The 13988-nt window shown below is 38.3% G+C and carries 11 protein-coding genes and 1 riboswitch; of the genes, 8 read left to right on the forward strand and 3 right to left on the reverse strand.

The window, feature by feature from the left end:
- Window positions 1-8 precede the first annotated feature (8 nt).
- The 5 genes from radA to DV428_RS05565 all read left to right on the forward strand — a co-directional run bounded on the left by radA (window position 9) and on the right by DV428_RS05565 (window position 6795).
- A complete protein-coding gene (gene radA, locus DV428_RS05545; RefSeq protein ID WP_005644699.1) occupies window positions 9-1385 on the forward strand; it encodes a DNA repair protein RadA in 1377 nt (458 codons plus the stop codon).
- 122 nt (window positions 1386-1507) lie between these two features.
- Window positions 1508-1987 (forward strand): leucine-responsive transcriptional regulator Lrp, encoded by a 480-nt coding sequence (gene lrp / locus DV428_RS05550; protein WP_114908972.1) that lies wholly within the window; start codon window positions 1508-1510, stop codon window positions 1985-1987.
- 1 nt (window position 1988) lies between these two features.
- Window positions 1989-4760 carry a DNA translocase FtsK gene (locus DV428_RS05555; RefSeq protein WP_114908973.1) on the forward strand — a complete coding sequence of 924 codons (2772 nt, stop codon included), beginning with the start codon at window positions 1989-1991 and terminating at the stop codon, window positions 4758-4760.
- A gap of 17 nt (window positions 4761-4777) precedes the next feature.
- Window positions 4778-5395, forward strand: coding sequence for an outer membrane lipoprotein periplasmic chaperone LolA (gene lolA, locus DV428_RS05560; protein ID WP_114908974.1), 618 nt, complete (start codon window positions 4778-4780; stop codon window positions 5393-5395).
- A gap of 59 nt (window positions 5396-5454) precedes the next feature.
- Window positions 5455-6795 (forward strand): replication-associated recombination protein A, encoded by a 1341-nt coding sequence (locus DV428_RS05565; RefSeq protein WP_114908975.1) that lies wholly within the window; start codon window positions 5455-5457, stop codon window positions 6793-6795.
- Window positions 6796-6880: 85 nt separating this feature from the next.
- On the opposite strand, the gene aroA is transcribed toward DV428_RS05565, so the two are convergent.
- The 3 genes from aroA to DV428_RS05580 all read right to left on the reverse strand — a co-directional run bounded on the left by aroA (window position 6881) and on the right by DV428_RS05580 (window position 9490).
- A complete protein-coding gene (gene aroA / locus DV428_RS05570) occupies window positions 6881-8179 on the reverse strand; it encodes a 3-phosphoshikimate 1-carboxyvinyltransferase (protein WP_114908976.1) in 1299 nt (432 codons plus the stop codon).
- The gene (gene purU / locus DV428_RS05575; RefSeq protein WP_114908977.1) at window positions 8179-9015 is read right to left on the reverse strand and encodes a formyltetrahydrofolate deformylase; all 837 of its coding nucleotides are present in this window, start codon (window positions 9013-9015) and stop codon (window positions 8179-8181) included. Before purU ends, aroA begins: the two co-directional genes overlap by 1 nt.
- 70 nt (window positions 9016-9085) lie before the next feature.
- Window positions 9086-9490: an H-NS histone family protein gene (locus DV428_RS05580; protein WP_114908978.1), complete on the reverse strand. Its 405-nt coding sequence runs from the start codon at window positions 9488-9490 to the stop codon at window positions 9086-9088.
- A gap of 219 nt (window positions 9491-9709) precedes the next feature.
- Window positions 9710-9886, forward strand: a riboswitch (Lysine riboswitch).
- Between the two features lie 57 nt (window positions 9887-9943).
- Here DV428_RS05580 and DV428_RS05590 point away from each other — a divergent pair.
- The 3 genes from DV428_RS05590 to ilvN all read left to right on the forward strand — a co-directional run bounded on the left by DV428_RS05590 (window position 9944) and on the right by ilvN (window position 13943).
- Complete coding sequence (locus DV428_RS05590; protein ID WP_153066468.1) at window positions 9944-11464, forward strand: Na+/H+ antiporter NhaC family protein; 1521 nt, start codon at window positions 9944-9946, stop codon at window positions 11462-11464.
- A 266-nt stretch (window positions 11465-11730) separates the two neighbouring features.
- On the forward strand, window positions 11731-13452 hold the full coding sequence (locus tag DV428_RS05600) for an acetolactate synthase 3 large subunit (RefSeq protein ID WP_114908981.1): 1722 nt from the start codon (window positions 11731-11733) through the stop codon (window positions 13450-13452).
- Window positions 13452-13943 carry an acetolactate synthase small subunit gene (gene ilvN / locus DV428_RS05605; RefSeq protein WP_005626246.1) on the forward strand — a complete coding sequence of 164 codons (492 nt, stop codon included), beginning with the start codon at window positions 13452-13454 and terminating at the stop codon, window positions 13941-13943. Before DV428_RS05600 ends, ilvN begins: the two co-directional genes overlap by 1 nt.
- Window positions 13944-13988 lie beyond the last annotated feature (45 nt).

Genomic DNA, 13988 nt, shown 5'->3' on the forward strand with positions numbered 1-13988 from the left:
AGAATAAAATGGCTAAAGCCCCAAAAACAGCTTATGTATGTAACGATTGTGGTGCAGAATTTTCTCGTTGGCAAGGGCAATGCTCGGCTTGTAAAGCGTGGAATACAATCACGGAAGTGCGGTTAATTTCTACAGCAAAATCAAAAAATGATCGTTTTAGTGGCTACGCGGGTGAAACTCAGGCAAAAATTCAAACGCTCTCTGAAATTAGTTTGCAAGAAACACCTCGTTTTTCCAGTGGCTTTAATGAATTAGATCGGGTTCTGGGTGGCGGGATTGTACCGGGAAGTGCGATTTTAATTGGTGGACATCCTGGTGCTGGGAAAAGCACCTTGTTATTACAAGTCATGTGTGGTTTAGCGAAAAATATGACCGCACTTTATGTAACGGGAGAGGAATCGTTACAACAGGTTGCGATGCGTGCAAGTCGATTGGGATTGCCAAACGATCAATTAAAAATGTTGTCAGAAACCTCTGTGGAACAGATTTGTAATTTGGCGGATCAGTTAAAACCGCAAATTATAGTGGTAGACTCGATCCAAGTGATGCATTTGGCAGATATTCAATCATCGCCAGGAAGTGTAGCACAAGTGCGAGAATGCGCTTCTTTCCTCACTCGTTATGCGAAAACCCGCCAAGTCGCCATTATTATGGTGGGGCATGTAACAAAAGACGGTACCCTTGCGGGGCCGAAAGTGTTAGAGCACGCTATTGACTGTTCACTACTATTAGAAGGTGAAGCCGATTCTCGCTATCGTACTTTGCGTAGCCATAAAAACCGTTTTGGTGCGGTGAATGAATTAGGCGTATTTGGTATGACCGAGCAAGGCTTGCGAGAAGTAAAAAATCCATCGGCGATCTTTTTAAGTCGTGGTGATGAGATTACATCAGGTAGTTCCGTTATGGTACTTTGGGAAGGAACTCGTCCTCTTTTAGTGGAAATTCAAGCCTTGGTGGATCATTCAATGTTAGCGAATCCTCGTCGTGTTGCGGTGGGCTTAGAGCAAAATCGCTTAGCTCTATTACTGGCGGTGTTACATCGACATGGTGGCTTACAAATGGCTGATCAAGATGTTTTTGTAAATGTCGTGGGTGGTGTAAAAGTCAGTGAAACAAGTGCGGATTTGGCTTTGTTGCTTGCATTAATTTCTAGTTTCCGTAATCGCCCTTTGCCACAAGATTTAGTGATCTTTGGTGAAGTTGGATTAGCGGGAGAAATTCGCCCTGTGCCAAGTGGGCAAGAGCGTATTAGTGAAGCGGCAAAGCATGGTTTTAAACGCGCGATTGTTCCTTTTGGCAACAAACCGAAAAGTGCGGTCGAAAATATGCAAGTTTTTACGGTGAAGAAACTTTCCGATGCGCTAGCTGTATTGGATAATTTCTAAATAATCTAATTAGAGATAATTAATAGTCTCAATGGAAATGAATTATCTAATTCCGTTGTACTGAAAACCTTAGTAAAATTTGTTAAAATAAACATACTTTTTATTCAAAGAAAAATAAGAAAATGGAAAAGAAACTGAATAAAGCGCTGGATGCGATTGATATAAAAATTCTTAATGAATTACAACGCAATGGTAAAATTTCTAATATTGATTTGTCGAAAAAAGTAGGGCTTTCGCCTACGCCTTGTTTAGAACGTGTGAAACGTTTAGAAAAACAAGGCGTAATTATGGGATATCGTGCGTTGTTGAATCCTGAATTATTGGAAGCACCTTTGCTTGTGATTGTGGAAATTACGTTAATTCGTGGAAAACCTGACGTATTTGAGGAATTTAATGCTGCAATTCAAGAGTTGGAAGAAATTCAAGAATGCCATTTAGTATCGGGCGATTTTGACTATTTATTAAAAACTCGTGTTGCTGACATGGCTGAATACCGAAAATTGCTGGGGACGACATTATTGCGTTTACCTGGTGTAAATGACACTCGCACTTATGTTGTGATGGAAGAAGTAAAACAAACCAATTTCCTTGTATTGAAATAATATGATTAAACAAATAACAGAACGATTTACGCCAAGACAGTATTTAGCTGAACTTTTGCTTGGATTAACCGCACTTTTCGGGCTTTATTTAATTATTGCTTGGTCAAGTTATACTCCGCTTGATAATTCTTGGGCAACGGCTGGTGCGCATGGTGAAACAATTAATAAAGTCGGCGCATTTGGTGCGTGGATTATCGATCTTTCTTTTGTTTTCTTAGGTTATGTTGCCCACGTAATTCCTTTTACGGCTTTTTTTGTACCTGTCTATTTATTGAAAACAAAAGCAGTTAAAAATCTTTCCTGTACTCGAATTATTTTACGTAGTTTTGGCTTTACCATGTTGATTATTGGGCTTTGTGTGATGAGTATGTTGCTTTTGTCAAGCAATGCCTTTTATTTAAGTGGTGGTGTATTGGGCGGTTCACTTGTTGTAAATTGGCTTTATCCAGCATTAGGTAAATTCGGAGCGGTTTTAATCGGTTTTGTATTTGCTTTAATCGGTTTTATTTTCTGCTCTGGTGCCTCATTAATTCGACTGATTGTGGCCTTTTATCATTGGTTGACAATGAAAAATGAGCAGGAAGAACGTGTTGAGCAAGAAAAATCAACGGAAGAATTAGAGCAAATCGTGATTGTAAAATCAGATAGTTCAGCAACAGAAAATCTAGATCAAAATAATCTTAATGTGGAACAAAATAGTGAGATTGAAACTCAAAAATCATCTTTAGAGGATGAAGACAACTCTGTTGATCATCCTTCGCATTTAATTAATATTCATGGTTTAAATCCAGAGGTCACGATTAAATCAGAATATGAAGTTTCTCCCGAAGAGAGTGTAAAACCTCAGTTTTCTCTTGAGTTTGAATCTGAAGCATTACCTAGCGTGAATTTATCGAGCGACGCGCATGGGCAAACAGTAAGTAAAAATGATTTTGTTCCAGTTTGGAATAAGTCGGTTAAACCTACTGTTCAAGATGATGAATCAATTCATGAAAGCGCGGATGATTTTACTAAAGTTTCTTTGCTTACAAATGATGAAATGCCAACAGTTTCATTAAAACCGACTCATGAATCCTTGAATACTGAAATGGCGGATAATAATTTTAATGTTCAGGCTGATGAAAAAGTACGCTTGGGTGATGATGAATTAAAATTTAATGTATCCTTACAGGATGATATAAGGGATGTTCAATTAGACAAAAATCAAGAGGAATCACCTAATTATAAAGGTTATAGCGGTAGCTTGATTCATCCTGCATTCCAACAGCAAACAACTAAACGTGAAAAGCCTAGTACGCCGTTGCCAAGTTTAGATTTATTATCAAAACATCCTGCAGTGGAACAAAATATTACGCAAGAAGAAGTTTTTGAAACATCCCAACGTATTGAACAACAATTACGTAATTTTAATGTGAAAGCGACTGTAAAAGATGTGCTTGTTGGCCCTGTTGTTACTCGCTATGAATTAGAATTACAACCTGGGGTGAAAGCGTCAAAAGTAACGAGTATTGATACCGATTTGGCGCGTGCATTAATGTTCCGCTCAATTCGTGTGGCAGAGGCTATTCCTGGCAAGCCTTATATTGGTATTGAAACACCTAATCTTCATCGTCAAATGGTGCCATTACGTGATGTGTTAGATAGCAGCGAATTCCGTGATACTCATGCCACTTTGCCAATGGCTTTAGGTAAAGATATTAGCGGAAAGGCAGTGATTGTTGATTTAGCGAAAATGCCACATTTGTTGGTTGCAGGATCAACGGGATCAGGTAAGTCTGTTGGCGTGAATACGATGATCTTAAGTTTACTTTATAGTGTTCAACCAGAAGATGTGAAATTCATCATGATCGATCCTAAAGTCGTTGAACTTTCAGTTTATAATGATATTCCGCACTTGCTAACGCCTGTTGTAACAGATATGAAAAAAGCCGCTAATGCGTTGCGTTGGTGTGTAGATGAAATGGAACGTCGTTATCAGTTGCTTTCAGCTTTACGCGTACGAAACATTGAAGGCTTTAACGAAAAAATCGATGAATACGAAGCAATGGGAATGCCTGTGCCAAATCCAATTTGGCGACCGGGCGATACGATGGATGCAATGCCACCCGCATTGAAGAAATTGAGTTATATTGTGGTTATTGTCGATGAGTTTGCTGATTTAATGATGGTGGCTGGTAAGCAAATCGAAGAACTTATTGCGCGATTGGCACAAAAAGCGCGAGCCATCGGTATTCATTTAATTTTAGCCACACAACGCCCTTCTGTGGATGTGATTACTGGTTTAATTAAAGCAAATATTCCAAGTCGCATCGCCTTTACGGTGGCAAGTAAAATTGACTCACGAACTATTCTCGATCAAGGTGGGGCAGAGGCTCTTTTAGGTCGTGGTGATATGCTTTATTCGGGGCAAGGTTCATCGGATTTGATGCGTGTTCATGGTGCCTTTATGAGTGATGATGAAGTTATTCGTATTGCGGATGATTGGCGAGCACGTGGTAAACCTGATTATATTGATGGCATTTTAGAAAGCGCAGATGATGAGGAAAGTTCGGAAAAAGGAATATCAAGCAGTGGAGAACTAGATCCACTCTTTGATGAAGTAATGGATTTTGTTATTAATACTGGTACAACCTCAGTATCTTCTATTCAACGTAAATTCAGCGTGGGTTTCAACCGAGCCGCTCGTATTATGGATCAAATGGAAGAACAAGGGATTGTCAGCCCAATGCAAAATGGTAAGCGTGAGATTTTATCGCATCGTCCAGAATACTAATTTAAAAGGAAAGTAAAATGAAAAAAACAACGTTAAAATTTGCCGCACTTACCTTACTTGGTTTGAGTAATTTGGCATTGGCTGATGCGGCAAGTGAACTGCAAATGCGTTTAGCCAAAGTCGATGTGTTAAGCGCTGAATTTGTGCAAACAGTGACTTCTGGAAGTGGCAAAAATATTCAACAAGGAAGTGGAAAACTTCAAATTAAACGCCCAAATTTATTCCGTATGGATACTAAAACCCCTCAAGAAACCCAGATTATTTCTGATGGTAAAACCTTATGGTTCTACGATCCATTTGTGCAACAAGTAACAGCACAATGGGTGAAAGATGCGGTAAATAACACCCCTTTTGTCTTGCTTACAAGTAATGATAAAAGCCATTGGGATCAATATTCGGTTATGCAACAAGTGGATACTTTCGTATTGAAACCTAAATCTTCAAAAAGTAATATCAAGCAATTTGATATTCGCGTTGATGTTAATGGAATATTGAGAAATTTCAGTACTACAGAGAAAGATGGGCAAACCAATCTTTATGTTTTACGTAACATTACTAATCAAACGTTGTCTGATAGCTTGTTCCAATTCAAGCCAGAAAAAGGCGTTGAATTGGATGACCAACGTAAAAAATAATGAATTATTATTTTAAATAAGGGCGTAGAAATACGCCCTTCAATTTTGTGAGAAATAAAATGTCTAACCTCAATTTTGATTTTGCCGAAAATGATTTTCGTCCACTGGCAGCCAAGATGCGTCCAACGAGTCTAGAGCGGTATTTTGGGCAAACTCATCTTATTGGTGAAGGTAAGCCGCTGCGTAAAGCTATTCAAGCTGGGCATATTCATTCTATAATTTTCTGGGGGCCACCAGGTACAGGAAAAACAACGCTTGCAGAAATTATTGCCCAACGCATTAATGCAGAAGTTGAGCGAATTTCTGCGGTGACGAGTGGCATCAAAGAAATTCGTGAAGCGATTGATCGTGCAAAACAAAATCGTCTTGCAGATCGTAAAACTATCTTGTTTGTGGATGAAGTGCATCGTTTTAATAAAAGCCAGCAAGATGCATTTTTACCGCACATTGAAGACGGGACCGTTATTTTCATTGGAGCGACAACAGAAAATCCATCTTTTGAGCTAAATAATGCGTTGCTTTCTCGTGCCCGAGTGTATGTGCTGAAATCACTCACAACGGCTGAAATTGAACAAGTTTTGCAGCAAGCTGTAGAAGATCCTGAACGTGGATTGGGTAAAGAGCGGTTAATTTTAGAAGAGAATTTACTGCAAGTACTTGCCGAATATGTCAATGGAGATGCGCGATTAGCCTTGAATTGCCTCGAATTAATGGTGGATATGGCGGATGAAACGGAAAATGGAAAGAAAATTGACCGCACTTTATTAAAAGAAGTCTTAGGCGAACGTCAAGCGAGATTTGATAAACAAGGTGATCGTTTCTACGATTTAATTTCTGCGCTACATAAATCTGTTCGCGGTTCTGCTCCAGATGCTGCATTGTATTGGTATGCACGAATTTTGACAGCGGGTGGTGACCCTTTATATGTTGCGCGCCGATTACTTGCTATTGCTTCAGAAGATGTGGGAAATGCAGATCCTCGCGCTATGCAAGTCGCATTGGCTGCATGGGATTGCTTTACTCGCGTGGGCGCTTATGAAGGGGAGCGAGCCATTGCCCAAGCTATTATCTACCTTGCAGTAGCGCCAAAAAGTAATGCGGTTTATACCGCATTTAACACCGCAAAACAGCAAGCTAAAGATTTGCCAGATTATGATGTTCCACCACATTTACGCAATGCGCCGAGTAATTTAATGAAAGAGCTTGGCTATGGTGCTGAATATCGTTATGCTCATGATGAACCTAACGCTTATGCGGCAGGTGAAAATTATTTCCCGCCTGAATTAAAAGACACTCAATATTATTTTCCGACAAATAGAGGTATGGAAATTCAGATTAAGGAAAAACTAGAACGATTACGTGAGCAAGATAAAAGTGCGGTGAAAAAACGGTATAAATAATCTCAATTTGGGATTTTTTAAGAATGGAATGAAAAGTGCGGTTAATTTTGAAAACTTTTTTGAAATTTACCGCACTTTTTTTAATTTAACCTCTTAAGCAAATTTTCTCAAATTCACTAAAGAATGTTGGAAAGGTTTTGGCAGTACATTTGGGATCTAAAATTGTCACTGGTGTATTGGACAGTGCGATTAGAGAAAAACACATTGCCATGCGGTGATCGTTATAAGTCTCAATATCTGCATGTTTAAACTGATTGAGCGTAAGTGGTTGAATACGAATAAAATCTTCACCTTCTTCGACTTCTGCACCGACTTTACGTAATTCGGTTGCCATTGCTGTTAAACGATCTGTTTCTTTCACGCGCCAGTTATAAATATTTCGAATGACGGTTTCGCCATTAGCAAAAAGTGCTGTGGTTGCTATCGTCATTGCGGCATCTGGAATGTGATTCATATCCATATCAATGCCATGTAATTCATCGCATTCAGCTTGGATAAAATCCTCTCCCCAAGTAATTTTTGCACCCATTTTCTCTAATACATCAGCAAATAAACGATCGCCCTGAATAGAGTTTTTGCCAATTCCAGTTACTTTCACTTTGCCTTTAATGGCGCCAGCTGCGAGAAAGTAAGAGGCCGATGAGGCATCGCCTTCTACCAAATATTTGCCAGGTGAAATGTAGGATTGATTTCCTTTAACTTTAAATTTTTGGTAGTGATGGTTTTCAACCTGAACACCAAAATCTCGCATCATCGCAAGGGTGATGTCAATATAGGGTTTAGAGACAAGTTCACCGATAATTTCGATTTCTGTATCATTTTCTGCAAGTGGTGCAGACATTAAAAGTGCGGTCAAAAATTGGGATGAAATAGAGCCATCAATTTTGACATTTCCACCTTTTATTCCTTTGTTGCGAATTGCGACTGGAGGATAACCTTCATTTTCTAGGTAGAGAATATCTGCACCCGCTTGGCGTAAAGCATCGACTAAATGGAGTATTGGACGCTCTTTCATACGAGGTTCACCCGTTAAGATGATTTCAACTTCGGAGGTGCCTTTTAAGCAAAGCGCAGCGGTTAATGGACGCATTGCAGTCCCCGCATTACCAAGAAAGAGAGAAAGATTATTCTGTATATTGAATGCTCCGCCCAATCCTTCTATTTCACAAATAGTTTTGTCATCAGAAAGGTGATAGCGTACACCTAACGCTTTGAGGGCGTTAAGCATATGTCGAATATCATCGCTATCTAATAAATTGGTTACTTTTGTTGTGCCTTTAGCTAAGGCGGCTAAAAGTAATGCGCGATTCGATAAACTTTTAGAACCCGGCAAATTAATTGTTCCTTCAACCGCACTTATTGGCGCAAGGGTGATTTTTTCCACTACAACACCACCGTTTTATTTTTATAAACAAAAATTCTATTGTGTAAAGCAAGATCAAGGGCACGACTTAATACGGTTTTTTCCACATCGCGGCCAGCACGCATCATTGCTTCAGCGCTATAAGTATGATCCACATTAATGACATTTTGCATAATGATTGGGCCTTGATCCAATTCGTTATTAATGAAATGAGCTGTTGCGCCGATAATTTTTACACCTCGTTCATAGGCTTGTTGATAAGGCTTGGCACCAATAAAAGCAGGTAAGAATGAATGATGGATATTAATCACTCGATTTGGATAACGAGCAACAAATTCAGGATTTAACACACGCATATATTTAGCGAGAACAATATAATCTGGCGTGTATTCATCAATTTTTTCAGCTAATAATTTATCGTGCTCAATACGAGTTAAGCCTTCATGACTAACCAAATGAAATGGAACATTAAAACGCTCAACGAGCTCGCGTAAATTATCATGGTTACCGATTACTGCCGAAATTTCTACATCAAGCGCACCATAATAATTTTTCATTAAAATATCGCCGAGGCAGTGAGCTTCTTTGGTGACTAAAATAACAATTCGTTTACGTTGTGTACCAATTAATCGACAATGTGTTCCTTCGGGTAAGCTATATTTTAGATCTTCTAATAAAGTAGCTTCGTTAAAAATACCTTCCAATTCTGTACGCATAAAGAAATGTTTGGTTTCAAAATCTACGAATTCATTATTATGCAGAATGTTTAGTTGATGTTTGTAACAAATGTTGGTTATTTTAGCTATTAGGCCTTTATCATCGGGACAATCGGTGAGTAATATTTTTTTTTCGATCATAATGTTGTGTGCTACGTTTAGATAAAAAAATAGAACCCATAAAAATGGGTTCTAGTTTCAAATAGAAAAATTAAATTTTGAAATCAGATAATGATTTACCAGAGTTCAATGCATTTTGAATTGGGCGTGGTGTGCGACCTTGGCCAGTCCATGTTTTACGCTCGCCATTTTCATCAATAAATGCATATTTTGCTGGGCGAGGTGGACGTTTTGCTCTAGCAGATGTTGCTGCTGTACCAAAGATCTCTTGTAATTCTTCAGGTGTAATACCTTCTTTTTCCATTAATTCTTTATATTTAGCTAAACGTTCTTTTCGCTCTGTTTCTGCTTTAATTAATTCTGCTTCATTAGCACGTTTCTCTTCAACAGCAGTTTGTAATTTTTCAAGAGCACTTTCCGCTTGTTCTAAAGTTAATTCGCGTACTGCCGCACGTAAACTACGAAGATTTGTCAAACCTTTTGCTAATTCGCTCATAATAAACCTCGATAAAATAATCTTGTATGTGGAAAAACTTATTTAATAATAGAGAAAATAATATTTATTGTAAATATCTATTTTAAATAAATGGTCGGAGCAGGTATATATCTTTAAATTTCTTTTTTGTTTATTTTTTATATTTTTAATTCAATCTAATAAAAAATTTTATAAAATCTGTTGGCATTTGGATTTTTTTACGGTAATCTCTTGAGTCACTACAAAAGTAGAGGTGCAATCATTATAAGTATTTTTTCAGAGTGGATAACGATGAAGAAAAAAGAAAGGAATGATTGCCGAAATCAAACAGAAGTCATTTTGTTTGGTTGGTGGCGTACTCGAAAGGGGCGACACTGTCATAGTTTTTTTGATTAACTATGGAGCGCTACGGTTGTTCTGGTCTTATTCTGTCCTTTGCTTTCCGTTCTCTCCATTAATTGTAGGTATCTCTTAATGGAACTTATCGATTTTTCATCTTCAGTTTGGTCAATCATTCCAGCTTTATTGGCGATTGTCTTGGCGATTGCAACTCGTCGTGTATTGGTGTCTCTCAGTGCAGGGATTATTGTTGGTGCGTTAATGTTAGGTGGCTGGAATATTGGCTCATCTTTCAGTTATCTATCAAGCAACGTGATTTCACTTGTTTATGCTGATGGCGCAATTAACTCTAATATGAACATTGTTTTGTTCTTATTATTGCTTGGTGTTTTAACCGCACTTTTAACGGTATCAGGCAGTAATCGTGCGTTTGCTGAATGGGCACAAAGCCGTATTAAAGGTCGTCGTGGTGCTAAATTATTAGCTGCATCATTAGTTTTTGTTACTTTTATTGACGATTATTTCCACAGTCTTGCTGTAGGCGCAATTGCTCGTCCAGTGACAGACCGTTTTAAAGTTTCTCGTGCGAAACTTGCTTATATTTTGGATTCAACGGCAGCACCGATGTGTGTAATGATGCCAGTTTCAAGTTGGGGCGCATACATTATTACCTTAGTAGGCGGTTTATTAGCGACTTATTCGATCACTGAATACACACCAATTGGTGCATTCGTGGCAATGAGCTCAATGAACTTCTATGCAATTTTCTCAATTATCATGGTGTTCTTTGTGGCATATTTTTCTTTCGATATTGCTTCAATGGCACGCCATGAACAATTAGCTTTGGAAAATTCTGAAGATGAATCAGAAGAAGAAACGGGTGCAAAAGGCCACGTACGTAATCTCGTATTACCTATCTTAGTTTTAATTTTTTCAACGGTTACAATGATGATTTACACTGGTGCATCAGCATTAGCAGCGGATGGTAAAGAATTTAGCATTTTAGGTGCGTTTGAAAATACTGTTGTTGGAACTTCTTTAGTTGTGGGTGGTACTTGCTCAATTCTAGTTTCTACTTTATTAATTATTCTTGATCGTCAGGTGAGTGTTCCAGAATATGCACGCTCTTGGATTGCAGGTATTAAATCAATGACTGGTGCAATCGCAATTTTATTCTTTGCGTGGACAATTAATAAAGTCGTTGGGGATATGCAAACTGGTAAATATTTATCTTCTCTTGTTTCTGGTAATATCCCAATGCAATTCTTACCAGTAATTTTATTTATTCTTGGTTCTGCAATGGCATTCTCAACCGGTACTAGCTGGGGGACATTCGGTATTATGTTACCAATTGCTGCGGCTATGGCTGCAAATGCTGCACCAGAATTATTGCTTCCTTGTTTATCTGCAGTAATGGCAGGTGCAGTATGCGGTGATCATTGCTCGCCAGTGTCGGATACAACAATTTTGTCTTCAACGGGCGCAAAATGTAATCATATTGATCACGTTACTACTCAGCTTCCTTATGCTGCCACCGTTGCAGCCGCAACGGCCATTGGTTACATCGTGGTAGGTTTCACTTATTCAGGTTTAGCTGGTTTTGCAGCAACGGCAGTTTCATTGATTGTCATTGTATTTGCAGTTAAAAAACGCTAAAAGTGTGATCTAATTCAAAAATTTGAATAAAAAATAATATTTTTACTATTTTATAAGATGCGGCATTTTGTCGCATTTTTTTATTTTTTTTGATGAAAAATTTTATAAAAAACTAAGTATTCATTTATTTTTGGTTTTTTATATTTTATTAATTGATTTTTTTGTTGTTTTAGTAGCTAGACAAATTTTTTTTACTTTGTATGATGTGAAACATTGACATAAGCCGTTCGTATTTTTAAAAGTGCGGTGAATTTAAGGAGTAAAAAATGAAGAAGTTATCTGGCGCAGAGATGGTCGTTCAATCTTTACGCGATGAAGGCGTAGAGTATTTATTTGGTTATCCTGGTGGAGCAGTATTAGATATTTATGATGCAATTCATACGCTGGGTGGTATTGAACATATTTTAGTTCGCCACGAACAAGCCGCGGTGCATATGGCGGATGGTTACGCTCGTTCAACAGGTAAAGTAGGATGTGTGCTGGTGACTTCGGGGCCAGGCGCAACAAATGCAATTACTGGGATTTTAACGGCTTATACTGATTCTGTGCCTATGGTCATTATTTCTGGTCAGGTCATGAGTAATTTAATTGGCCGAGATGCATTCCAAGAATGTGATATGGTGGGGATTTCTCGTCCTGTTGTGAAGCATAGCTTTATTGTCAAAAAAGCGGAAGATATTCCATCTATTTTGAAAAAAGCTTTTTATATTGCATCTACGGGGCGCCCTGGCCCTGTTGTTGTGGATATTCCAAAAGATACTGTAAATCCGAATTTTAAATATCCTTATGAATACCCTGAATCTGTCGAGTTACGTTCTTATAATCCCACAGTAAATGGACACAAAGGTCAAATTAAAAAAGCATTAAAAGCACTTTTAGTAGCGAAGAAACCAATACTTTTCGTCGGTGGTGGTGCAATTGCTGCTGAATGTAGTACGCAGTTAATTCAGTTTGCACAACGTTTAAATTTACCAGTTACCTCATCATTAATGGGATTAGGGGCTTATCCAAGTACGGATAAACAATTCCTAGGCATGTTAGGGATGCATGGTACTTTCGAAGCCAATACGGCAATGCACGAAAGTGATCTTATTTTGGGGATTGGCGTTCGTTTTGATGATCGCACAACAAATAATTTAGAAAAATATTGCCCAAATGCAAAAGTGATTCATATTGATATTGATCCAACATCGATTTCTAAAAATGTTCCAGCAGCGATTCCAATTGTCGGAAATGCGAAAAATGTATTGGAAGAATTTTTGAGTTTATTGAATGAAGAGGGACTGAAATCTCAAACAGATCTTGAAAGTTGGTGGCAAGAAATCAACCAATGGAAAGCAAAAAAATGTTTGGAATTTGACCGCACTTCTGGCGTGATTAAACCGCAACAAGTCCTAGAAGCGGTATATCGCCTCACAAAAGGACAAGCTTATGTGGCTTCTGATGTAGGTCAGCACCAAATGTTTGCTGCGTTACATTATCCGTTCGATGAGCCTCGTCATTGGATTAACTCTGGTGGCGCGGGCACCATGGGATTTGGTTTACCTGCTGCATTAGGCGTGAAATTGGCTCATCCGGAAGGAACAGTCGTTTGTGTTACTGGTGATGGAAGTATTCAAATGAATATTCAAGAGCTTTCTACCGCAACACAATATGGCATTCCAGTTGTCATTATTTGTTTGAACAATCATTTCTTGGGAATGGTAAAACAATGGCAAGATTTGATTTATTCTGGCCGCCATTCTCAAACCTATATGAATTCCTTACCTGATTTTGTGAAATTGGCAGAATCTTACGGTCATGTCGGTATAAAAATTGCTACGCCCGATGAACTCGAAAGCAAATTGCAAGAAGCATTTAGTATCAAAAATAAACTAGTATTTGTGGATATTAATGTAGATGAATCTGAGCATGTGTATCCAATGCAAATCCGCGGTGGCGCAATGAATGAAATGATTTTAAGTAAACCTCAAGAGGAGACAAACTAATGCGTAGAATTTTATCTGTTTTACTCGAAAATGAGTCTGGTGCTTTATCGCGTGTTGTTGGTTTATTCTCCCAACGTGCCTTTAATATTGAAAGTTTGACGGTGGCGCCAACGGATGATCCAACACTTTCTCGAATGACTATTGAAGCAGTGGGCGATGCTCAAGTATTGGAACAAATTGAGAAACAACTCCATAAATTAGTGGATGTGTTTAAAGTGATTAACTTGAGTGAGCAAGAGCATATAGTCCGTGAAATTGTTTTAGCGAAGGTGAGAGCAGTGGGTTCATCTCGCGATGAGATTAAACGTTTAGCTGATATTTTCCGTGGTCAAATTGTAGATGTCACACCAAAATCTTACACAATTCAATTAAGTGGAACCAAAGACAAAATTGATGCATTTATTTCTGCATTGAAAGAAGAAACCACATTGTTGGAAATTGTTCGTTCCGGATTGATTAGTGTGTCTCGTGGAGAAAAGAATATTCTCTAAAGTAGGGGCGTAAAGTGCGGAAATATTTTAATAGAATTTTACCGC

It is taken from the genome of Haemophilus haemolyticus (assembly GCF_003352385.1).
GTDB lineage: Bacteria > Pseudomonadota > Gammaproteobacteria > Enterobacterales > Pasteurellaceae > Haemophilus > Haemophilus haemolyticus_I.